Raw genomic sequence first — 23,864 nt, forward strand, 5'->3', positions numbered from 1 at the left:
CAATTATTCGAGCAACTTACTTTTGACGAGGTGATATCTATCTCATCTTATAACTTTATTCTCGAAGCTCTTTTCTATGCAGCTTCATATTAACTTGGTATCAGAAGTCGCGAATCTGGGGGTGCAGTAGCCTAGTCTACTGTACAATTAACTATGTAGCTCGCTGATAAAATATGCAAGATACCCTAACCATTACCATTACCCCAGAACTGAAAGCAGCACTTTTAGAAATTACTCAAACTGAAGGTATATCTGCTGATAGTTTAGTCGGTAAAGCCATTGAAGACTACATTTTTACCCACAAATTCCGTGTATTGCGTTCTTACTTGATGCAAAAGAATGAAACAGTTTACACAGATGAGGAAATTTTTGAGATAATTTCATGAAGCTAGTTATAGATACTAATGTTTTGATTGCTGCTTTTATTGCTAAAGGGATGTGTAGCACAGTTGTTGAACACTGTCTAATTGTGCATTCTCCCATTACTTCAGATTTTATTCTCAATGAATTACATGAAAAACTGACAGTAAAGTTTAAATACTCTCCTGAAGATGCGGGAGAGGTGATAAATTTATTGCGTTCTAGAATGCAGGTTGTAATACCGACACCGTTAAATGTGCCTGTCTGTCGTGATGTAGATGATGATATGATTTTAGCAACAGCAATTGCTGGAGAGGCTGTTTGCATTATTACAGGTGATAAAGATTTACTAATATTGAAAATGTTTGAATCAATTAAAATTATTGATCCAAAGGAATTTGCTGCTTCTGAAGAAATGCTGAGATAAATTTCACTATCCATTTCAAATAGTTATTTTACGTATATTTACATATAATCTAAACTCGGAACATTCTAAACTGTATTTTCAGGTAGAACCAGTGAACGAGAGATAACTGTATATTTACTTGTATGAAAACACCAAAATTTATGTTACGATGATTACTCTTAGTAGCTTTTTCAAGTAAGCCTACTATTTCCCTAGTTACATCTAATTTACAACAAGCATCAGATTTAACAGTTGCAAATCTTTATTACTATTTTAATATTAGAGATGAATCACAGGAAGAAGTAAATCAATAATCAAGTTTTGAAAATTTTGAAAAAGTGATCAGTCAAACTAATCACTTTCCATTTATTCTAACTACTCTGAAGGAGTTTCATCAACAGATTTTTCTGCAACCTTCCTCACCGCTTCAATATCCACACCTAAATTTGCGGCTATTTGTTCCACAGTCAAACCTAACTGCAATAACAGCGGTACTGTTTCCAACTTACCCTCTAACTTACCCTCTAACTTACCCTCTAACTTACCTTCTACCTTCGCTTCCTCCGCAACTTCTCGAAAATACCGTGTTTGCTTTAATTCATCTAGAGTAAACATTGCTTCAATCTCCTGACGACTTAAATTAGTTAACTTGTAAACCAAGATCGTCTCTAACAATTCTAAAACTTTTTGTCTTTTGCTGGCATCAATTAATTGTTGTCGAGATTTTTGGATTAACTGCCTGGTATGATCAATAGCAGTTTCCTCTTTTTCCACAACTAGCTGTACCATTCCCAGTCCTATTGAATTATTGGTTGTAACCTCTAATTCATCCAAATAAATAAACGTGATTTGCTGACTCATTAGCAAACCCCGATACTGCATTGGTACACCAGGATCTAAACTACGTTTAGCAAAAATCGCTACTGCGTGAAAATCATTCTTTGGTTGATACTGATTCAGATAAACAAAGATTTCGGTAAAAAACCGCCAGTAAAAATCCGCTTTCGGTTGAAATTGAACTTCTACAAAGTAAATCGGCTGTTCAGGTATTTCTGAATTAGGTACAAATAAACCATCAAAACGAAATGCTAGTTCCTTAATTTCTACAGAAGTAAATTGATATGCTTCCGCTTCTGTAGCTGGTTTACCAAGTAGTTCAAAAAGAATACTAGGTAATGTCTGAAACAGTTGATAGAATATGGTATCTGTTTTCACAGTTTTGATATTTTCTCTATTGTAGCTGAAAAAATATTACGGTTCGTATTGGCATTATCCACCTATTTCCAGATTACTTAAAATCAAATTTTCTCTAGGTGCAAAGCCATCCCCATATTCTACTGGTAAATGGGTAATGACATAAAATACTTTACCATTTTGTTCTCCAATGTAAATATCACCGATCATATCTTTACCTTTACTAAAAGCAATTTTTTCTTTTGCCCAAGGATAGGTTACAGTGCTGGTACGACTCACAAATTTCCATCTATTAGAAGCTAATATACCATTTTTGCCATTAATAAATTTTCTTACTTCTCCTATAGTTTTGAAATTATTAGGAAAGGCAAATTGAATATAAGCATTTTCATTTTTAACACCACCAAAGTTAGAAATCAACTTCACTCCTTTTGGTTGAGTGGAAGTTGCAGTTTCCACCAAAAAATCTCGTTCAGGAAAGTAGGTACTAAATAAATTTTTATATGAGTAAAGTTTAAGATTAACTGTAGTTTTTTCCCCTTCTACAGAAATTGTGGCTGTTTTGTTAATTGGTCTCTCTTTTGCGGATTGATTAACAGCCACGAGGGTTTTATCCTCAATAATGAGGCTATTTTCCGAGGAAACTTGGTTCTGGGGTGGTGGAGTGCAAGCAGTAGTTACACTTAATAACATGGTTGCTGATATTACTGGAAAAAGAAAATTAAGATTCATTTTATAAAAAATGTGTTGCTGTTTACAGAATATTTGACTTTTCTATCCTATTCACTGTTCCTGCTGCTATAAAGAAAGATGATGTATTCTTCTCTCTCAATAAACTGCTGAATCAATTACATTTGTTGGTCATAAAAATAAGTGATAAAAATCACGTTTTAAAATGATTATAATCACCATTAGTCATGATTAAGATCCTCCTCTAATAGTGAGCATCTTGGCATAATCATCTATAACTGAACTCTAGCCGAGTCATTAATAGGGAACACAACTAATGGCCGACAGCCTCCTGTCGGTTTTTTGTCATTGGTGGTTGTCAGTAAATCCACATAAAATATCCCCACAACTTTATAATAACTTGACAAATATTTTGCCATAGCCACTACTAAGTGTGGGGAAAGTGTAATCAAATGAGGAATTTGATCGGTAGCGTTACGCGAAGCGTCAGCCGTTGCAGATATCGCTAATGTTTCACTTCAGTAAACTGAAATTTGACTGATAGAAACACCACACCCTTTGTATTAGGACATCGCTTGAATAATGTAATCAAAGTAAGGCGCTGCTGCTGCTGCATCTTCAGCACCCAGCAAGTCCAAGGATGCTTGTTTTAGAGAACTGATAGCTTCTACCATTCCAGGGACAGGAACGCCTAGAGAGTTGTACATTTCCCGCACACCAATCAAACCAATTTTTTCAATAGGTTCTTTGTCACCAGCAAGCACACCATAGGTAATCAGGCGCAAATACCAGCCGAAGTCACGGATACATAAAGCACGTTGCTTTTCTCCGTAAGCATTGCCACCAGGGGCGATAAAATCAGGGCGCTTTTGCCAAAGTTTTTTGGTTGCTTCCTGAACTATCTTTTTTTCGTTTTCGGAGAGGGTAGCAGCGATTCTTGTCCGCTGTGCGCCGGTTTGCAAAAATTCTTTGATACTTTTGAGTTCGCCACTGCTAGGGTAACGCAGTTCGTCGTCAGCTTGGAGAATAACTTGGCTAATTACAGTCATGATTATTTAATCAAGGGAAATAATATTATTTGTTAGTTTACCTATTTCGCGGTACAGAAGTGAAGGGTATGGCAAGATAGGGATTGGGGATTGGGGATTGGGGATTGGGGAACATTAAGGAAGTTTTTGTAATAAATCTTCAATCACCAGATCCAAAATGCAAAATCCAAAATCCAAAATTGAATGACCAATGACTAATACAGTTTGGCGACAGGGTGAAGTAATAGAAGTAGAAATCTCTGATTTAAGCGACACTGGCGATGGTGTGGGACGCTTTGATCAGCGTGTGGTGTTTGTTCCAGATACTGTACCAGGCGATCGCACTCTGGTCAAACTGGTACACGTTAAGCCTAAATATGCTCATGCAGCCCTCAAACAAATCCTCCAACCATCTCCACAGCGTATCCGCCCCAGTTGCATTGTCGCTGATAAATGTGGTGGTTGTCAGTGGCAGCATATAAATTATGATTACCAACTTACAGCCAAGCAAAATCAAGTAATTCAAGCTTTAGAACGAATTGGCGGTTTTGTTAACCCACCTGTATATCCAGTATTGGTAGCTGATTCATCTTTAGGTTATCGCAACAAAGCTACCTATCCTATTGGTATCTCAGCAACAGGACAGGTTCAAGCTGGTTACTATCAAAAAGGTAGTCATCAATTAATCAACTTAAATCAATGTCCAGTTCAAGACCAACGCTTAAATCCTTTATTGTCTGAGGTAAAGCAGGATATCCAAAAACGAGGTTGGTCAATTTATGACGAAAAACGCCACCAAGGGCAAATCCGCCATCTAGGTTTACGCATTGGTCGTCGTACAGGGGAAATGCTACTAACTTTGGTGGTAAAAGATGGGAATTTACCAGGGATTGAAACCCAAGCCCAGGAATGGTTGCAGCGTTATCCCCTGCTAGTAGGAATTTCTCTGAATCGCAATAGCGATCGCACAAATGCTATATTTGGTAATGAAACACGTTGTATTGCCGGAATTCCTTACTTGCGAGAAAAATTCGCGGGATTAGAATTTCAAGTCCGCCCGGATACATTTTTTCAGGTGTATACAGAAACGGCTGAAGCACTTTTACAAGTAATTCAGTCAGAACTCAATTTACAAGGTCATGAAGTTTTAGTCGATGCCTACTGTGGTATTGGCACTTTAACTTTACCCCTGGCAAAACAAGCACGCCAAGTTATTGGCTTAGAAGTGCAATCAGCAGCAGTAGAACAGGCCATTTTAAATGCCCAACAAAATGGAATTAATAATGTTATATTTCAAGTAGGAGCAGTGGAGAAAAGTCTACCTAATTTGGGAATTATACCAAATGTGGTGTTACTTGATCCGCCACGTAAAGGATGTGAAGCTAATGTTATAAAATCTTTGCTTAACCTGAAACCTTCACGGATTGTTTACGTCAGTTGCAAAGTAGCCACCTTGGCTCGTGACCTGAAATTACTTTGTGAACATGGACTATACAATCTTACCAGAGTACAGCCCGCCGACTTTTTCCCTCAAACTGCCCACGTTGAAACAGCAGCCTTTCTGGAGCGATCGCCATCTTAACAGAAGAATCAGCTTTGAATTAGCTCATAATCAATTCTTTACAAAAACTTAAATAGAAAATTTGTAGTCTAGTAAATACTAATAATGCTAAAATCAAATTAACCTAAAAATAAAATTCTTTTGTTTAAAAACATTAAAGTTGCATAGACTCTGAGCTTAAAAGGTGAATCAAATTGTGTAAATTATTAAGCGGCGACAAAGTTGGATATTTATATACTCACTCAAAGTAATAAATAACAACTGAGAATTTGTTAACTGCATTAGCAAAACAATTACAGCCAGATTTTAACCAAGCAATTCTCACTTATATTTAGAGTCAATGCTCCCTAGCATTTTCAAAAATTTAGTTTTACAGACGCAGGTTTTAAGGCAGCATGACCACCTTAATTTTTATCAGGGTGCCTGTAACAGCGAACTGATGTCTAGCTAACTAAAAGCTACGGGGTTTCTCTTGTGATTACCATTTCTCTTCGTCCACTTGGGCGTTCTTGGGGTACAATTAGTTTTGCCTCAACCCTTTATCTATGTCCAATATTAGATTTGCTATTGGCAGATGTTCCCACAAATTTACAAGCCGAACTGCGCTTAGGACTTCAAGAAGCCCTAGTAAACGCAGCTAAACATGGCAATAATCTTGATCCTGGCAAATTAGTAGTAGTGCGTTTTTCCTTAATAGATAATCAATATTGGTGGATCATCTCAGATCAAGGTAGTGGCTTTACACCCACTTGTGATGCTGATTGTGATCCCACCGACTATTTACCACCAGATGAATCAGAAAATGGCAGAGGTATGACTCTACTTCATCAAATTTTTGATCAAGTACAGTGGAACCGCAAAGGTACAGAATTAAGGCTTTGTAAGCAAATAGAAGCTCGACGTTTGTTATCTTTAAGACGATAAGGTGACAGGCGACAGGGAATAGGGAAGCAGGAGGAAAATTATATATTACATCCACCCAGTACCCAGTACCCAGTCTCTCAATTTTTACCATGAGTTGGACAGGGAGGAGCGGAAATTGACTTATCTAACCAACCTACAGCCTGTTCTAACCTAGCTTGTGCCTCTAGGGGCTGATTTTTGAGGAGAAACACCATAGCAGCCGCTACCTGTTCACTAGCGCGAGAATTCCGGTTAGACTTGAGACGATGCCAATCATCAGGAGAAATACTTAGTCTTTCCATCAGGGCTTGGGCAAGTTCCAGGGTAGTAACATCATTTAGTTGACTGGTTTGAGACATAAGACTAAGTGCTGAAGTGCTAAGTTAATAGACAAAAGTTAAAGTTATTATTTATCATCATAGCCAATGACCAATGACTAATGACTAATTTAGAGGAAAACCAGCAACCAGAGTTTGAACAAGAACTAGAGGAAGTAGAAACTTCACTTCGACTCTTGAAAGAAAGATACGCCCAAGTGCAACAAGATCAACAGCAAAAGGCACAATGGCAACAAGAAATTAAAAATCTGAAAGACAATAAAAATCAGACCCCAGAAATTAAAGCCGAGTTAAAACGTATTCAAAAAGAGTTGGAAGTGCTAGAAATTAACTTAGAAAGCCAGTTATTTTCTTGGAAAAGCCTCAATAGACCTTTTTGGCAAGCTGTCCGCTTTGGTGGTTTAGGCGTTATTATAGGTTGGCTGTTAAAATCTTCGGTTGGGTAATTGGTAATTGGTAATTAGTAATTGGTAATTGGTTTATTCCTGTTCCCCAGTCCCCAGTCTCCAGTCCCCAGTCCCCAGTCCCTAGTCTCTGGTTTAAATTAGTGTTATATATAGTGAAAAAAAAGATAATTTGTATAAAATGATTAAACATCGAATTGCAGAAATATTAAAAAGTGGTCAACCTGAAGAAACCTTAGTAGTGCAAGGTTGGGTAAGAACAAAACGCGAATTAAAAGGATTTGCCTTTCTCGAAGTTAATGATGGCTCATCATTAGGTAACTTGCAAGTAGTTATTAATCAAGATTTACCAGATTACGAAGGAATATTAAAACAAATAAACACAGGTGCTTCCGTAGAAGTATCAGGAGTGTTAGTAGCTTCTCAAGGTAAAGGACAAAGAATAGAATTAAAAGCAGATATAGTAAAAGTATACGGTGATGCTGATCCCGAAACCTATCCTCTGCAAAAGAAACGTCATTCCTTTGAGTTTCTCCGAACTATTGCACATTTACGGGGTAGAACTAACTCATTTGGTGCAGTTTTCCGCGTTAGAAATGCTTGCGCGACTGCTATTCACCAATTTTTTCAAGAACGTGGTTTTTTGTGGGTACATACTCCCATTTTAACCGCGAGTGATTGTGAAGGTGCTGGGGAATTATTTAATGTTACCAGCTTGAATTTAAAAGATGTTCCCCGAACTGAAAACAAAGAAATTGATTATACTCAAGACTTCTTTGGTAAACCAACTTATCTAACAGTAAGTGGACAACTAGAAGCCGAAATAATGGCGATGGCGTTTAGTAACGTTTACACCTTTGGTCCTACATTCCGCGCCGAAAATTCTAACACTTCTCGTCACTTAGCAGAATTTTGGATGGTGGAACCAGAAATTGCTTTTTGTGACTTAGAAGGTGATATGGATTTAGCAGAAGAGTTTCTTAAATATATTTTTAAATATGTATTAGAAACTTGTCCTGAAGACATGGAATTTTTCAATGAACGTATTGATAAAACCGTCTTAGAAACCGCAGATAACATTATTAATAATCAATTTGAAAGATTGACTTATACAGATGCAGTCAAACTTTTAGAAAAAGCTGATGTTAAATTTGATTATCCTGTCAGTTGGGGTGCAGATTTGCAATCAGAACATGAACGTTATTTAGCCGAACAATTGTTTAAAAAGCCTGTAATCGTTACAGATTATCCTGCACAAATCAAAGCCTTTTATATGCGGTTGAGTGATGATGAAAAAACTGTCCGCGCAATGGATATTCTTGCACCAAAAATAGGCGAAATCATTGGTGGTTCCCAACGGGAAGAAAGACTTGATGTGTTAGAAAAACGGGTATTAGCACAGGGAATGAAACCAGAAGATTTGTGGTGGTATTTAGATTTACGTCGTTATGGTACAGTTCCCCATGCAGGTTTCGGTTTGGGGTTTGAAAGATTGGTGCAGTTTATGACAGGAATGGGAAATATTCGGGATGTAATTCCTTTCCCCCGCACACCACAAAGCGCCGAGTTTTAATATTTGGTAGGGGTTTAGCATTGCTAAACCCTGATTTTGTCTGCATCAGGATGTCGAGGATTTTATTCAATAATTAATGATTTAGGTTAGTAATTTTTATTAATTTGAGAATAGATGATCAATTGCTTGTTGAAAGAATCATCTTAACACAATTAAAATTTTATCAGATTATCATACTTTGAAAAATTAACCACGGGAAAAATCAATATTAAATCCTGAAAATCCTCAAAATTTATCTGGGGAAGATGTATTACCAGGTTTTATTTTAGATTTACAACCTATTTTTGGATAATAAATATTTTTTTAACGAACCGCAGAGACGCAGAGGACGCAGAGAAAAGAGAGGAAATTTTTGATTTTTATCTTGCTTTCTTCCTTTGCGAACTTCGACACTTTGCGCCTTTGCGTGAAAAAAATAAACCCAGATACTAACCGATAAATTAAAAGTTGGGTTTATAGAAGTAAACCCAACCTACTATTAAGGTACTTCAATGGGAATCAAAGCATTTTCCGGTAAATAGCTGTGAAAACACCCATCATCCGCGAGAACCACAATTAAACGCAAAGGATAATCAGGGGGAACTTGCAAATCTGCCCAAGGTACTGCTATTTCTAAACAAGTATTTAAAGCAGCTTGGGCGCGACTAACACGGGGATGCCATTGATAGTTATTTCCTGCTTCTCGAAATTGAATTGATTGTGTGAGTAAGTTAATTTCTAGATGATGGTGGAATAGATAATTAGTTGGTGCGATATCTGGAACTTCTGCTAAAGGTACAGGACTATTCACCATTGTTCTATCTGGATAATACCAGAGTAAATTTAACTCTGTTGGTAGTTCTTTTCCTGGTGCAACACCACTTTTAAAATCTACCCGCAAATAAAAATTCAGGTGATCTACTCCATACCAAAGGCGCTGGATCAGGCTGCTGTTGTGCATTGTTCCCCGTGCGCCGCCAACTTCTATCCGTCCAGCTTTATCCCAGTCTTGTTCATCACCTTTACCGTCGATAACCGGATGAATAAAACTTTCTGGACGATGGTCGGCGCGGGCTTCATGGACTTCTAGCGGTTTTGTCAAGTAAGCCGGGATGGGTTCATTTAAGGCTTTATAAATGCCATAGAGATGTTCGCGAAATAACTGATCAAAAATGGCATCTTGATTTGAAGAATGTCCTTCACCAAACCACCAAAACCAATCTGAACCTTCAGCCGCATATAAAGCTTCCCAGGCGGCGGGGTTATTTTCTTCGGTAGCTTCGGGATGATTGGCTAAAACTTGTCTGGCGTGGGTGAGGTAGTCCCAAGCGCGATTTTTGGCGGGATCTCCTATCCAAGTGGTGAAACTGCCATCTACCCAAGAACCGCTATGGAGTTCTTCTCCGGGGATGGTGGCTGTAGCAGGAAACTTGTCTAGGAATTCGGAGACGGTGACAAGTTGGATGTGAGGTTCGTCACTTAAGCTTTGATATAAGGTTTCTAGGAAGGGTTTACCGTCTTGGGGATAAAATTCCCAGCAATTTTCACCATCTAAGGCGATGGTAACTAGCCAAGGCTGTTCGCTGGGGTTCTCTCTTTGCATTTTAGCGATCGCTTGCAAATGTCCCACTAAGTCCGCTGTGGCCTGTTTTGGTTGCATTGCCCCATATGTAAAACCAATCAAATCAGATAATCTATGGTCGCGGAAAACTATAGATACCTCACCAGCTGGAGTTTGCAAACGATAAGGACGGTAAAGTAATTCTGGTTGCTGTACATTTCCCGCCCCATCCCGATGGAAAAAGTGTTTTATTGTCCAACCCAAAACAGCTTCATCTGAGCAAATCCATTTAAAGCCTTGTTTAATAATATACGGTAATATTTCTGGACTAACTGACTGTTCAGAAGGCCACAAACCCCGTGGTTCTTGTCCAAAGCGGTCTTTATATAAATCCCAAGATTTCTGCAAATGCCGGGGAATATCTTCCGCCCACTGAAAACGTTGGTTAGGTAATGTCATGTTTGGCACTGCTACCCGCCCAGAGTTGGTATCAGCTAACAAAGGTAAAATTGGGTGAGTGTAGGGGGTCGTGGTAACTTCTAGCTGTCCCGTTTCCTGCATTTTCCGGTGTTGGGGAAGAATGCGGCTGAGGATTTGCTTTTGTTTAGAATAAATGCGTTGGCGATCGCTTAAAGTAAAATTCCGTCCCTGTTGCAACCAAGCCGCAATTTCTGGGTCATCCCAAAACAAGGGATCAATCCAAGCCAAATTATGCCACGCTAGTAAATCGCTGTAATCAGGCTGTTGCCAATTTGCTAAACACCAAGCTTGTCCCTTTTCCTGTCTTTGATAGTACAACTCGGCATAACGAGGATGGGGATCTATTAAGGTATGGTGATTAGCATCAAAAAAATGTTGAACAATAAATTCTTTCTGTTCTGTGGTTAACTTTTCCACAGGTGTCAAACTGGCTGTAAGGTAAGGGTCAAAAGCAGTACCAGCAATATAATCTTCCAGTTGCAAAATCAAAGAAGGTACTAAATTCACTGTTTGGTGTAATTTGGGATACCGTTCTAGGAGTAATATTAAATCTAGATAATCCTTAGTACCATGTAACCTGACCCAAGGTAGGCGATACTGCTGACTAGCAGAGGCAGAAACACCACTACCAGGAGATTTGTACAGCGGCTGATGTTGATGCCAGATAAAAGCGACGTACAGGGGGTGAGACATGAGGAGTGATAAGTTATTCGGGACTTACTAATAATCTTGAATTATTAATGATGTTAATGGGTAATGGGTAATTGGGAAAAGGCAAAAGGCAAAAGGCAGAAAGTAATTAAGATATTATTCGCTCCCCTGCTCCCCTGCTCCCCTGCTCCCCTGCTCCCCTGCTCCCCAGTTCCCAGTCCCCACTACCTATTGCCTAAATTACTTGTTCAATTTCAGCAATTTCGGGAATCATTTCCTTGAGGCGGCGTTCAATACCCATTCTCAGAGTCATTGCGGAACTGGGACAAGAACCGCAAGCACCTTGTAAACGCAGTTTCACAATAGGTCCATCAAGTTCTACGAGTTCCACATTACCGCCATCCGACATTAGATAAGGGCGCATTTCATCTAATACGGTTTCAACGTTGTCAATTGTCAGTTCCATAGTTTTAGACCTGTTAAGTTAACGATAGGTGTAGAAATTGGGATTGAGAATTGTTAACCATTTCCCAAAATATCCAAAATTTTCTTCTTTTGCTGAATTAAATCGATCCTAGATCCAATTGCCACTATATGTTCAGAAAATACAGTAGGAGGCAGGAGGAAGAAAGGAAAGATTTTTCCCAATGGGAGCAATGCGATATCAATTTTGAGATTCTATCTCGCACTCGCTAGGGGAACACAGCACTGGTTGTTGATAAAGTGGCACTGTGAAGGTGACGGTTGAACCCAGTCCTTCGCCTAAACTGTAGAAATGCACCTCACCACCCATTGCCTCTATAAGTCTTTGGGATATAGTTAATCCTAAACCGGTGCCACCGTAATGACGAGTACGGGAACCATCCACCTGAGAGAATAATTGAAAAAGTTTATCTTGTTTGTCTAAGGAAACACCAATACCAGTATCTGCAACTCGCACTTTCACCATGCCGGGTGTGGATGGTTTGCTCGATTTTCCTTTGCTTTTTTTGATAACTAAATCGGCGCTGATGGTGACTCCACCTTCATGGGTGAATTTAAGGGCATTGCCCACCAAATTGAGCATAACTTGTAACAACCTTTGGTAATTACCTTGGACGATAATTTCATCGGAAGTTACAGGCATTTGCATTTGGAGGCTGAGGTTTCTCATTTCCGCTTGAGGACGGGTAAAGTTTTCTACATCACCGAATAGCTCATTTAGTTTAACTGGTGAGCAGTCTAGCTCCATTTTGCCAGCTTCGATTTTGGCAATATCTAAGATGTCATTGAGAATATTCAGCAGGTGGATTGATAATTGATGAGCTTCCGATACAAATTGATGTTGTTCTTCGGGATCATCTGCCATCCCTTCTAAGATTAGCTTTAAGAAGCCGATCATGCCGTTGAGGGGGGTACGAATTTCGTGGGATACGTTGGCAAGAAATTCGCTTTTTAAGCGGGATGCTTCTTCCGCTTTCTGTCGTGCGTCCTCTAGTTCTTTGTATAAAGTTGCATGAGCGATCGCTGTTCCCAGCTGATCTGCTAACTCTTTGGTTAATTCTAGTTCGGTTTCGGTTAATAATTGGTATTCATTGCTCAAGCTCAAGGCAACCAAACCATTTGCTTGGTCTTGATAGTTAGTAGCAACCAACAAAAATTTTTGCTGCTCTTGATTTTTTTGGATAGGCAACTCTATAACCATCGGTTCCAGAGTTGCCAAAGCCTGAGCAAAGGCAGGCTCTGAAGATATATCTATTTCTGAGCCTAGCAGTGGTTCTAATTGTTGTTGGTGATATTCTGCGATTATCTGGACTTTTGCCGAACCAGGCTGATAAGGACAGATAATACAACGCTCCAGGTTGAGAATATTTCCTAAACAGTCCACTGTTTGCTGCCAAATAATGTCTAGATCCAGAGTCCGTCGGATATTTCTGGTAATTTTGTTTAATAGTTTTTGGTTTTGTACCGATACCTGTGGCACGCTACGCGAACGCAAAGCCAACTCTAGTTGTGAAGGCTTTTTTGCTTCCTGATTAACTTCTTTGCTATTGACTTGAGATGGTAACAACCTACCCATCACCAAGACTGTCGTCGCGGCTAGACCCAATCGCGGCATAATTGGAGTAATTGTCAACTCCAACTCGAATAACTGCTGACTGCTTTTAAACCAGCACTGAACTCTTTCCGGGACTAAAGTTGTTAAAATCCGGTGCAAGCGTTCCAGATAGGTAACTTTATCTACCGGAGTAAAGGCTTCATTTTCATTAAGCGCATCAACTATTTTCTCAGTCTCCAGGTCTAGGAGTTCGCTGTGCTGCCAATCAAATGTCAGATAACGCCCAGTGCCATCTTGGGTATATACCAACTCAGATGCCAGAGTTGGTAATAAGCCATCTGTACTGCGGTTAATAGATTCCTGATTCTGAGAAAATAAATTTGACAATTGGTTATTCGCAGTAATAGTCATTAATCGAATTGGGTAGACAAATTGCTTTCCACCGTGGTTGTACTAAAGCTGCTTAAATTTTGGCATAAAGTTTTACAGCTTTCACACTTTCGATTGTGTATTTTTGACTTTTCTGGAATTTAGAGCATGAAACTTTACATTTTGTATCATTACAAGAGGGAATAGGTAACAGGGAATAAAAAATAGGGAGATGAGTCAGTTGTCAGTTGTGATTCTCCCACTGCCTTATGCCTTATGGCTTATGCCTTATGGCTTTGTTTGGTAATCTTAATCATTCCATTCTCCTCTAGGGGGAACTGGTGTACGTACTGGTGTACGAGTTAGTTCGTCATCTCTAGGTACGTCGCCGCGCAACCATTGGCGGATAGCGACTTCTATCACCTTACTGGGGTCATTGGTAAGATGCTGAATTTGGGCTATTAATTCAGAGTCTAGGCGAACAGCGATTTCTACCTTGTCGGGGTGTATGTTTTCCGCATTGGTAGGGTTGTTTTGCGTATTCATGGGTTTACAGGCTGTGAAATGATTTTGTTTCCTGCTTTGTCAAGCTGTTATATTTATGATTCAGACTATTCAACTAGCAAGTATGAAAAAAATGCAGTTAGACAGTTCCCCAAAATAGTACCAAACTAAGACGGTCAGGTTTTAAGTGGGAGTTTTAATATACATCATCATATCCTGAAAAATAATTCACCTATCTGGGGACTGGGGACTCTTTACTGGGCAGGGGAAAATTAATCAAATTTTGCATGAGTGCCTTCTTCCACTAACAACTGACCGACCAATCACCAATTACCCATTACCCATTACCCAATAAAGCATTAAAATACATGAAGTAAATAGTTCTAACTTTTGGTTGCTGCTGAAGCAAAGATGGTATATGACTGACGTTCCCGCAGTTCGCATTCGCAATTTTTGTATTATTGCTCACATTGACCACGGGAAATCTACTCTCGCTGATCGCCTCCTACAAACCACTGGGACTGTAGAAAATCGACAGATGAAGGAGCAGTTTCTCGACAACATGGATCTGGAACGGGAGCGCGGCATTACAATTAAGCTGCAAGCTGCCCGGATGAACTATACTGCCAAGGATGGTCAGCAGTATGTTCTTAACCTCATTGATACTCCTGGACACGTGGACTTTTCTTATGAAGTATCGCGTTCTCTTGCTGCTTGTGAAGGTGCTTTGTTGGTAGTGGATGCCTCCCAAGGTGTAGAAGCACAAACTTTGGCAAATGTCTATTTGGCGCTGGAGCATAATCTCGAAATTATCCCAGTTTTGAATAAAATCGACTTGCCAGGAGCAGAACCTGAAAGGGTAATTGGTGAAATTGAAGAAATTATTGGTTTAGATTGTAGTGGAGCGATTTTGGCTTCGGCTAAAGAGGGAATTGGTGTTCCTGAAATTTTAGAAGCAATTGTTGAGCGGATACCACCAGCACCAGACAAAGTTGATGAACGCTTACGGGCGTTGATTTTTGATAGTTACTATGATAGTTACCGGGGCGTAATTGTCTACTTCCGGGTGATGGATGGTAGTGTGAAAAAGGGCGATCGCATTTACTTGATGGCATCGGGTAAAGAATATGAAATTGACGAGTTAGGCGTTCTCTCTCCCAACCAAACGCAAGTGGAAGAACTCCACGCGGGGGAAGTGGGCTATTTGGCCGCATCAATTAGGGCTGTAGCTGATGCACGGGTAGGAGACACCATTACCCTAGCTAAAGCCAAAGCCGCAGCTGCTTTACCTGGTTACACCGAAGCCAACCCAATGGTTTTTTGTGGGATGTTCCCCATTGATGCTGATCAATTTGAAGATTTGCGGGAAGCTTTAGAAAAACTTGAACTCAATGATGCAGCCCTGCATTACGAACCGGAAACTTCTAGCGCGATGGGGTTTGGCTTCCGGTGTGGGTTCTTGGGTTTGCTGCACATGGAAATTGTCCAAGAACGCTTAGAGCGTGAGTACAACCTAGATTTAATTATCACAGCCCCTTCGGTGGTTTACAAGGTGATAACCGTTAAGGGTGAGGAAGTGTACATTGATAATCCTAGCCGCTTACCTGCTCCCAATGAACGGGAAAGAATAGAAGAACCCTATGTCAAGGTAGAAATGATTACTCCAGAAACCTATGTTGGTACTCTGATGGAGTTGTCACAAAACCGCCGGGGTATTTTCAAGGATATGAAATATCTCACCCAAGGAAGGACTACACTGACTTATGAGTTACCTTTGGCAGAAGTTGTGACAGACTTTTTTGACCAAATGAAATCGCGATCGCGTGGTTATGCCAGTATGGAATATCATATTATTGGCTACCGTGAGAATCATTTGGTCAAGTTGGATATCATGATTAATGGTGATCCGGTTGATTCTTTAGCGATGATTGTCCACCGGGATAAAGCCTACAATGTTGGCAGAGCAATGGCTGAAAAGCTCAAAGAACTTATACCACGTCATCAATTTAAAGTACCCATTCAAGCGTCTATTGGTAGTAAAGTTATTGCCAGTGAACATATCCCGGCTTTGCGGAAAGACGTTTTGGCTAAGTGCTACGGTGGTGACATTAGCCGGAAGAAAAAGCTGTTGCAGAAGCAAGCCAAGGGTAAAAAGCGGATGAAATCTGTGGGAACGGTGGATGTACCCCAAGAGGCTTTTATGGCTGTGCTGCGTTTAGATCAAAATTAGTGTAGAAGAAGGTGACAGGAGGCAGAAGAAGCAGGGGGGCGGAGGGGCAAGGTGCAGGGGAGAGGTATTTTCCCCCTTGCTCTCTGTTCCCTGCTCCCTGCTCTGTTCCCTGTTCCCTGTTCCCTGTTCCCTAGATAGTTGCAAATTTAAAAAGTATTATCAACCTGGTTTTCTGATGAAATCAGGTTTTTTATGTAGCTATAAATCGCAAATCAATATGATAAGCTTTATCAAAAAACAATTTATTAAAAAAAATAAAAATTGCGCTAGGAATACTCGCAGTAATTGTCACACTTTGTATTTTGAGATAAATGTAGTTTTTTAAATTTTTGTAAAACATCGGGGAGTCAAGTCAATGAAAATACTGGTGCTAAGTTGGGAATTTCCGCCGAGAATAGTGGGAGGAATTGCCCGTCATGTAGCAGAATTATACCCGGAATTGGTAAAACTAGGACATGACATTCATCTGATTACACCTGAAGTTAAACAAGCATCGCTGTATGAGGTAATTGAAGGTATTCATGTACATCGAGTACCAGTAGCCCATAGTAACGACTTTTTCCACTGGGTAGTCAATTTAAATGAGAGTATGGGACTTCACGGTGGTAAATTGATTTTGGAGGAAGGACCATTTGATATTATCCATGCTCATGATTGGCTAGTTGGAGATGCAGCGATCGCTCTCAAGCATACTTTTAAAATCCCCTTAATTGCTACCATTCACGCGACAGAACACGGGCGCTATAACGGTATTTACAATGACACCCAAAACTACATTAGTGACAAAGAAAAGTTACTAGTTTATAACGCTTGGCGCATCATTGTTTGTACTGAATATATGCGGGGGGAAGTAGTCAGGGCTTTACATAGTCCTGGGAATAAAATCGACGTTATTTTTAACGGTATTCGACCGGAAAAAAAACAGCATCACGAAGATTTTCATGCTCAAGATTTTCGCCGCCAATTTGCCGCAGATCATGAAAAAATTGTTTATTACTTGGGAAGGATGACCTATGAAAAAGGTGTACCTGTATTGCTTAATGCTGCTCCCAAGGTGCTTTGGGAAATGGGAGGTTACGTTAAATTTGTGATAGTTGGTGGTGGTAATACTGACCATCTTAAACAGCAAGTTTGGGATTTAGGAATTTGGGATAAATGCTATTTTACTGGGTTTCTATCTGATGAATACTTGGATAAATTCCAAACCATTGCTGACTGTGCAGTTTTTCCTAGTCTTTATGAACCCTTTGGTATTGTGGCTTTAGAGGGTTTTGCTTCTAGAGTTCCTGTGGTGGTATCAGATACTGGTGGTTTTCCTGAAGTAGTACAACATACGAAAACAGGAATTGTGACTAAAGTAAATAATTCTGATTCTCTAGCATGGGGAATTTTGGAAGTTTTGAAAAATCCAGGTTATCGACAATGGTTGATAGATAACGCATATCAAGATTTAGAACGACGGTTTCGATGGCCGAAATTAGCGAAAAGGACAGAAGCGGTATATGAAAGAGTGGTAAAGGAGCGATCGCAAGTTGATTGGTAATTAAACACAAAGTAAAACTGAGGTTTTCGCAGAGTAGTGGAGAGAATTATTAATTACTCTGCGTTTTTTGCCATTAACAAACAGTACAAAGGCTGTACGCTGGGAATTTCCCCCTTGGGAGTGCGAGAGTTAACAATGATAGCTGTTTGCTTCACATTCCTGAGTATGACCAAGGCATTCCCAAATATAGCCAAGTGCTTGAGAAAAGCAAGAACTATGTTGTTGAAGATGGGAACCTTCCTCATATCCCACTTTACAGCAAACCGAAACCGCTACTTTGAGAAAATTAGCAGCGATGTTAGTCCGACCTTACCGAACCCCAATTATAAAATACCCCTCCTAGCTGGACCTGTACATAATTTGGGTGGTGGTGGTGCTGATGTTGATGATGCGATTCAATGGATGATTAATCAAGTCAGGGGAGGTGATAATTCTCACAAAAAAGTTAATGTTTTAGTTATTCGTGCTGCTGGTAATGATGATTATAATCAGCTAATTTATCGCATGAGAGGGGTAAATTATGTAGAAACTTTAATCATCAGAAACAGACAAGAAGCCAACAAAACGGATATTTTTGATAAGGTCAGAAATGCTGGAGTAATATTCTTCGCAGGTGGTGATCAATGTGAATATATTCGCAACTGGAAAAACACGAAATTAGAAGCTGCCATCAAGTCAGTTTATGATAAAGGTGGGGCTATTGGTGGCACTAGTGCAGGTGCAATGATTCAAAGTGAATATGTTTATGATTCCTGTGCTTGTGAAGATAGCATTGAAACCAGTGAAGCACTGGATGATCCTTATCGCAACATTACCTTTACCTATAACTTTTTCCAGTGGAAGCATTTGCGAAGAACGATTATTGATACCCATTTTGATGAACGCAAAAGAATGGGGAGAATTATGGTTTTTATTGCGCGACAAATTCAAGATGGTGTGTCTGCGACTGCGTTAGGAATTGCTATTAGTGAAGAAACATCTTTACTTGTGGATAAATATGGTATTGCTAAAGTAATGGGGAGGGGTGCTGCTTATTTCGTGCTGGGAGATCATCCCCCAGAAGTTTGTCAACCTGGAAGTCCTCTAACATATTCCGATTATAAAATTTGGAGAGTTCCTAGAGGTGAGACTTTCGATTTAAATAAGCTACCGTCAAAGGGTTATTATCTAAGGAGTGTGAAGCGGGGAAGGTTTGATTCTGATCCTTATTGAGTCATGGGATTTTGGATTTTAGATTTTAGATTTTGGATTTTAGATTTTGGATTTCTCGTTCCCATACTCTGTATGGGAATGAATTCTGGAAGACTCTGGCTTCCTTAAAAGTAGAGTCAGAGACTCCTTTCCGGTATTCCCAGTCTCTGACTGGGAACAAGACATAAGGGGGGGATTCGAGTTTACTAACAACTGACTACTGATAATTTTCTTAGACTTTTGACAGTAGTAATTAAATGTTCTGCAACTGTATCTATTTCCTCAACAGTATTAAATCTCCCAATTCCAAACCGTACCGAAGCATAAGCTAATTTTTCAGGATGTCCTAAAGCTGTAAGTACATAGGAAGGTGCAACATTATTTGAAGAACAAGCAGAACCAGAAGATACTGCTACTAGTGGTTGTAAACCTAAAGAAAGTGCAGCACCATCCACACCTTCAACACTAATATTCAAATTTCCTGCTAATCGTTTTTGGGGATGTCCATTAATATAAATTCCCTCCAAAGTTGATAACTGTTTCCACAGTCTTTCCCGCAGTTCTTGTAGCCTCAAATTTTCTGTTTCTTGTTCTGTTAAAGCGATTTGCACAGCTTTACCAAAACCAACTATTTGCGGTGTATATAAAGTTCCAGAACGCATACCTCTTTCATGGCCACCCCCGTGCTGTTGTGCTGCAAGTTTAACTCTGGGGTTGCGTCTACGAACATATAAAGCACCAATACCTTTGGGACCGTATACTTTATGGGCAGTTAAAGACATTAAATCAATGTTTAATGCTTCTACATCTAAGGGGATTTTGCCAATAGCTTGAGCCGCATCTGTATGAAATAAAATTTCTTTTTCACGGCAGATTTTACCGATGTCTGCTAAAGGTTGTAAAACCCCAATTTCATTATTTCCAGCCATGACTGATACTAAAATTGTATCATGACGCAAGGCTTTTTCTAATTGTTCTAAATCAATTAATCCATCTTGATTAACTGGGAGAATGGTAATTTCAAAACCCATGCTTTTTAAATATTCACAAGGGTCTAAAACTGCTTTATGTTCGGTTGCGACAGTAACAATATGTTGACCTTTGGAAAAATACGCTTCTGCTACACCTTTGATGGCTAAATTATTCGCTTCTGTTGCACCACTGGTAAAGACAATTTCTTCCGGGTTAGCATTAATAGCAGTTGCTAAAATTTCCCTGGTTTGTTTAACTGCTGCTTCTGATTCCCAACCGTAAACATGACTGATACTAGCTGCGTTACCAAACTTTTCTGTAAAGTAAGGAATCATGGCATTTAGTACCCGTTCATCTACGGGGGTGGTAGCGTGACAATCAAGGTAAATGGGACGATTAGACATAACTTATATCAACAATTAACTCAATATTTGACCTATTTTTTTGAGGATTTTCAGAACTTGATATAGTTCGTTTTCACGTCTATATAAAGTGAATCTATCAGACAAAGCATACCTGGGTTGATCTTTTTGGGTGAGTTTGAGAAATTGGAAATCTTCACCATTAATTACCAATGAATATAGAGGATAATCAGGTTGAGGATTAGCCAACATATAAGTAAGTGCTTGGGGTATGGCTTTAGCTAAGGAAAAATTAGCCCTCTTAGCTTCAATTACCAATAACCATAACTGCTGTTGCAGAACTAAAACATCAATTTTACCTTTGATGATCTCTGTAATTTCTTCTCCTGTTTCCTGTTCATCAGTGATTATTGTTTCACTAATTTCTATAGGTTCTTCTGTAGCAATATAAAAAGGAGACTGATAGAAACCAGCTAAATCTAGTAAGGGAGATAATACCACTAATTTAACTGCATCTTCTAAAATACTAGAAGTTTCCACTAAGCCAAGATAATTCTTTCTAACTCGGTCTAAATATTGCTGTTCTAATTCAGAGATTATCGGTAAATATTCTAACCACTCTGTAAAAAAAAGCTCATCTCTAGACTTTTCCAGAGCAAATTTTTGTTTTAAATAAGCAAGGGTAATATTTTGTGCTTGGATAATCGGAACCATATTCCTATATTCATAAAATAGAGGTGCTATTTATATTATATAAGGTCTAAATGATCATGTTATTTTATTAACATTACCCAATCAGACAAAGTTAAAATTAATTAACAGTTTGAAAATAAACGATAAGATGACCATAAATAAATTAATAAAATCTTGGTAAGAGCGATAAATCGCTCACTACGAACTGTTTATTTAGCGGCTAGTTCTTGCAATTTTGTTAATACTGCTTGAGCATGACCTTTCGTTTTGACATTTGGCCAAGAATAGGCGATAATATTATTAGGTGAAATCAAGAAAGTTGAACGAGCAACGCCCATATATTCTTTACCCATAAATTTCTTTAAACGCCACGCACCATAGGTTTCTATTAATTGATGTTCGGGGTCACTTAATAGGGTAATTGATAGCTTATGTTTATCAATAAATTTGCAATGGGATTTGCTAGAATCTGGACTAACACCCATGATTTTAGCACCTAAAGCGGTAAATTCTGTTGCTAAATCTGTAAAATCTTTGGCTTCTGTTGTACATCCAGGGGTGTCGTCTTTGGGGTAGAAATAAAGGACTATCCACTGGTTCAAGTCAGTAAGGGTAACAAGTTTTTCGTTTTGGTCTGGGAGGGAAAATTCAGGTGCTGGTTGTCCGGTTTGGGGAATGTTAGTCATGATGGAATGATGAAAAATAAATAATTTTCAACGCGGATAAACGCGGATAAACGCAGATAGTAAGATAATAAATTATTAATTTATCTGTGTTCATCTGCGTCCATCTGCGGTTAATTATAAATCTTTTCTCCTCAAATATTAATACTATTGGGAATGCGAGAAGGTAAAAGATAAGGATATTCAACACCGCTATCTGTTAAACGTTGCTGATTTCGATCTTTAATTTTGCGTTCAATCTCTAACAAATCATTTTGAAATTGTGCTAGGATTTGTTTATCAATTTTATCTGCAAATTGAATAAAATCAGAACTTCCTAATTTACTCCAATTAATTCCACTTAATGCAAAGGTTAATTGCATTTGCTCTAAATCTCTGTCTGTTGAGGGTAACATTTCCTCTAAACTAGCTGGTGTATCTGGTCGGCTATAAATTGCTAAAGGTGCGTTGGGGACATAACTAAAGTAATCGTATTGACTAAAATTTAAGGCTGCGTGTTGGGGTCCACAGGTAAAAATGGTGATGGTTGCAATGTCGATTAATTGTTGCAAACTGCCTATTTTTGTAAACCCTGGTACACGGGGATAAGAAGGTAATTCTTGAGGTTCTATTCCTGATGCTGCTACTAGTTCTTTGGGAAACCATGCGGGTGCTTGGGGAAAGTCTGATTTAGGACGGGTGTTTAAAGGTGCGCTGAGTTCTTCAGCCCAATTTTGTAAATAGGCATCTTGTATGACTGCTTTATCATCTGGGTAGTAACGTTGTAGATAGCGCGTTGTGTATTTTGCGATCGCTTCCCATAATAACAAAGCATCATCCCGATAGGGAAAATCTGGTAATAATTTCGGTTCTATTCCCCGGACTTCGATATCATTTAATAGAGAATAATACCAAAAAGACTTTTCTCGATAAGCCTTATTCATCAACTTGGAAGAAGTTTCGATGGTGGGAGCCATCAAATTATCAATCGCTGCTCCTGCTGATAATAATATATCATTTCCCCGGTTATTAATGGCAATTAAAAACTTAAAATGGGGAGATAATAATTGATAAACTGGGTGATTACCTGGTAACTGTCTGGGAGTCGCAACAGCTAATGCTTCCATTGCTAAATGAGTATAAGCCAAATGAGCAATTAATTCATGATGGGTAGCATCCGCAGTTTGAAAGTATAATTTTGCTTTCATCCAATCATCTGCTGCTTCTCCTATAATTCCGGGAGTCACAACTCTACCTTTTTCTAATTCAATTAGTACAGGTTCTAAACCTTTATCTGTGCGATGGAATAAAGCTACTGGACTACCCACATATTTACCAGGTTGTAAATCTGTAATTTTCAAATCTTTCAAAATTGGATAGTCAGCAATAAACAAACGGCTTTCACTCGCAGACTTAATTAAATCGATATCACCATTATTAGCTAACTTGTAAGGTTGAGTAGCTAAAGCTTGAAGAAAATTTTGGTCATTTGCTTGCACTCGGCGGATAATTGTCGGGTTAGCACCTGCTAAACGTTGACGGACAAATTCCTTATCGCTCAAACCTCCCTCTCGTTCATGCACTATACTCATAAATGGAGGTTTAACATCCGCAGTTTTAGCTAATGCTTGAAAAAATAACTTTCTTTGTGCTTCATTTCTTTTGAGTGTCGGTAGATTTTTATCTACAGATTCGACTGCTTTTTTTACAGCAGAAATTGTTTGGATTAACTTTTTTCTTTCCCGGATATAACTACTATTAAATTGTTCATGGGGAGGTAAATAAAAATTAAACCATCCCGACTGAAAAACTTCACATTCTACCAATAAAGTCGAGATATTTAACCAATTTTCCTCCAAATGTGCAACTTTTTTATCTAACTGTGTCAGTAATAAAGTCCAAGGTTCTGAGAGTTTCCCTTGTTCTAACAGATTTTGACCTAGTTTGGTTAAAATGTAACGTATAACGCCATCTTCCCCAGTGTAGGGAAATAAACGTGCATATCCTTTTTGATCCAAGTTATTAGGATCATAGCGATAGTAACCTTGTTGTTCTTGCAAAGATGAGTATTTTGTCATAATTAGCTCCTGGTAATACTTGATATAAGGTAGAGGATAATATAGTTATATTTAAAATGCCACTAATTGAGATTGTCGTTACATTTAAATCTAA

21 protein-coding genes are annotated in these 23,864 nt (G+C 38.9%); 9 read left to right on the plus strand and 12 right to left on the minus strand.

Features of this window, described 5'->3' with window-relative positions; genetic code table 11:
• The first annotated feature begins 173 nt into the window (after positions 1-173).
• A complete protein-coding gene (locus H6G06_RS24310) occupies positions 174-386 on the plus strand; it encodes a hypothetical protein (protein WP_190564633.1) in 213 nt (70 codons plus the stop codon).
• Entirely contained in the window at positions 383-787 is a 405-nt protein-coding gene (locus H6G06_RS24315) for a putative toxin-antitoxin system toxin component, PIN family (protein ID WP_190564634.1), read from the plus strand. Before H6G06_RS24310 ends, H6G06_RS24315 begins: the two co-directional genes overlap by 4 nt.
• Positions 788-1,141: 354 nt before the next feature.
• Here the strand turns inward: H6G06_RS24315 and H6G06_RS24320 are convergent, their stop codons facing one another.
• The 3 genes from H6G06_RS24320 to H6G06_RS24330 form a co-directional block, all read right to left on the minus strand.
• Positions 1,142-1,981, minus strand: a complete 840-nt coding sequence (locus H6G06_RS24320; RefSeq protein WP_190564635.1) for an Rpn family recombination-promoting nuclease/putative transposase — start codon at positions 1,979-1,981, stop codon at positions 1,142-1,144.
• Between the two features lie 54 nt (positions 1,982-2,035).
• Positions 2,036-2,653, minus strand: a complete 618-nt coding sequence (locus tag H6G06_RS24325; protein ID WP_242039844.1) for a hypothetical protein — start codon at positions 2,651-2,653, stop codon at positions 2,036-2,038.
• A 560-nt stretch (positions 2,654-3,213) separates the two neighbouring features.
• Positions 3,214-3,699, minus strand: a complete 486-nt coding sequence (locus tag H6G06_RS24330; RefSeq protein ID WP_190564637.1) for an allophycocyanin subunit alpha-B — start codon at positions 3,697-3,699, stop codon at positions 3,214-3,216.
• A gap of 190 nt (positions 3,700-3,889) precedes the next feature.
• On the opposite strand from H6G06_RS24330, the gene rlmD reads away from it, so the two are divergent.
• Together rlmD and H6G06_RS24340 are read left to right on the plus strand one after the other, a co-directional pair.
• Entirely contained in the window at positions 3,890-5,260 is a 1,371-nt protein-coding gene (gene rlmD / locus H6G06_RS24335) for a 23S rRNA (uracil(1939)-C(5))-methyltransferase RlmD (RefSeq protein WP_190564638.1), read from the plus strand.
• Positions 5,261-5,713: 453 nt separating this feature from the next.
• Positions 5,714-6,163 carry an ATP-binding protein gene (locus tag H6G06_RS24340; protein ID WP_190564639.1) on the plus strand — a complete coding sequence of 150 codons (450 nt, stop codon included), beginning with the start codon at positions 5,714-5,716 and terminating at the stop codon, positions 6,161-6,163.
• A gap of 77 nt (positions 6,164-6,240) precedes the next feature.
• Here H6G06_RS24340 and H6G06_RS24345 read toward each other — a convergent pair whose 3' ends face one another.
• Positions 6,241-6,501 carry a DUF6439 family protein gene (locus tag H6G06_RS24345; protein WP_190564640.1) on the minus strand — a complete coding sequence of 87 codons (261 nt, stop codon included), beginning with the start codon at positions 6,499-6,501 and terminating at the stop codon, positions 6,241-6,243.
• An 80-nt stretch (positions 6,502-6,581) separates the two neighbouring features.
• Between H6G06_RS24345 and H6G06_RS24350 the strand changes: the two genes are divergently transcribed.
• Together H6G06_RS24350 and asnS are read left to right on the plus strand one after the other, a co-directional pair.
• Positions 6,582-6,926, plus strand: coding sequence for a sll0565 family protein (locus H6G06_RS24350; protein WP_190564641.1), 345 nt, complete (start codon positions 6,582-6,584; stop codon positions 6,924-6,926).
• A gap of 139 nt (positions 6,927-7,065) precedes the next feature.
• A complete protein-coding gene (gene asnS / locus H6G06_RS24355) occupies positions 7,066-8,457 on the plus strand; it encodes an asparagine--tRNA ligase (protein ID WP_190564642.1) in 1,392 nt (463 codons plus the stop codon).
• 478 nt (positions 8,458-8,935) lie between these two features.
• Here the strand turns inward: asnS and H6G06_RS24360 are convergent, their stop codons facing one another.
• The 4 genes from H6G06_RS24360 to H6G06_RS24375 all read right to left on the minus strand — a co-directional run bounded on the left by H6G06_RS24360 (position 8,936) and on the right by H6G06_RS24375 (position 14,081).
• The gene (locus tag H6G06_RS24360) at positions 8,936-11,170 is read right to left on the minus strand and encodes a glycoside hydrolase (protein WP_190564643.1); all 2,235 of its coding nucleotides are present in this window, start codon (positions 11,168-11,170) and stop codon (positions 8,936-8,938) included.
• A gap of 193 nt (positions 11,171-11,363) precedes the next feature.
• The gene (locus H6G06_RS24365) at positions 11,364-11,594 is read right to left on the minus strand and encodes a NifU family protein (RefSeq protein ID WP_190564644.1); all 231 of its coding nucleotides are present in this window, start codon (positions 11,592-11,594) and stop codon (positions 11,364-11,366) included.
• A 198-nt stretch (positions 11,595-11,792) separates the two neighbouring features.
• Positions 11,793-13,577 (minus strand): sensor histidine kinase, encoded by a 1,785-nt coding sequence (locus H6G06_RS24370; RefSeq protein WP_190564645.1) that lies wholly within the window; start codon positions 13,575-13,577, stop codon positions 11,793-11,795.
• Positions 13,578-13,844: 267 nt separating this feature from the next.
• The gene (locus tag H6G06_RS24375) at positions 13,845-14,081 is read right to left on the minus strand and encodes a hypothetical protein (protein ID WP_190564646.1); all 237 of its coding nucleotides are present in this window, start codon (positions 14,079-14,081) and stop codon (positions 13,845-13,847) included.
• A gap of 376 nt (positions 14,082-14,457) precedes the next feature.
• On the opposite strand from H6G06_RS24375, the gene lepA reads away from it, so the two are divergent.
• From lepA to H6G06_RS24390, 3 genes are all read left to right on the plus strand, one after another.
• Complete coding sequence (gene lepA / locus H6G06_RS24380) at positions 14,458-16,269, plus strand: translation elongation factor 4 (RefSeq protein ID WP_190564647.1); 1,812 nt, start codon at positions 14,458-14,460, stop codon at positions 16,267-16,269.
• A 355-nt stretch (positions 16,270-16,624) separates the two neighbouring features.
• Positions 16,625-17,812 carry a glycosyltransferase family 4 protein gene (locus tag H6G06_RS24385; protein ID WP_190564648.1) on the plus strand — a complete coding sequence of 396 codons (1,188 nt, stop codon included), beginning with the start codon at positions 16,625-16,627 and terminating at the stop codon, positions 17,810-17,812.
• Positions 17,813-18,028: 216 nt separating this feature from the next.
• Positions 18,029-19,024, plus strand: a complete 996-nt coding sequence (locus tag H6G06_RS24390; RefSeq protein ID WP_422387066.1) for a cyanophycinase — start codon at positions 18,029-18,031, stop codon at positions 19,022-19,024.
• A gap of 185 nt (positions 19,025-19,209) precedes the next feature.
• On the opposite strand, the gene H6G06_RS24395 is transcribed toward H6G06_RS24390, so the two are convergent.
• The 4 genes from H6G06_RS24395 to H6G06_RS24410 form a co-directional block, all read right to left on the minus strand.
• Positions 19,210-20,379 carry an IscS subfamily cysteine desulfurase gene (locus H6G06_RS24395; RefSeq protein ID WP_190564650.1) on the minus strand — a complete coding sequence of 390 codons (1,170 nt, stop codon included), beginning with the start codon at positions 20,377-20,379 and terminating at the stop codon, positions 19,210-19,212.
• 15 nt (positions 20,380-20,394) lie between these two features.
• The gene (locus tag H6G06_RS24400) at positions 20,395-21,051 is read right to left on the minus strand and encodes a type I restriction endonuclease (protein WP_190564651.1); all 657 of its coding nucleotides are present in this window, start codon (positions 21,049-21,051) and stop codon (positions 20,395-20,397) included.
• Positions 21,052-21,239: 188 nt separating this feature from the next.
• On the minus strand, positions 21,240-21,716 hold the full coding sequence (bcp, locus tag H6G06_RS24405; RefSeq protein WP_190564652.1) for a thioredoxin-dependent thiol peroxidase: 477 nt from the start codon (positions 21,714-21,716) through the stop codon (positions 21,240-21,242).
• Positions 21,717-21,847: 131 nt separating this feature from the next.
• A complete protein-coding gene (locus tag H6G06_RS24410) occupies positions 21,848-23,770 on the minus strand; it encodes a lipoxygenase family protein (protein ID WP_190564653.1) in 1,923 nt (640 codons plus the stop codon).
• Between the last annotated feature and the right edge of the window lie 94 nt (positions 23,771-23,864).

The organism is Anabaena sphaerica FACHB-251 (assembly GCF_014696825.1).
Classification (GTDB): domain Bacteria; phylum Cyanobacteriota; class Cyanobacteriia; order Cyanobacteriales; family Nostocaceae; genus RDYJ01.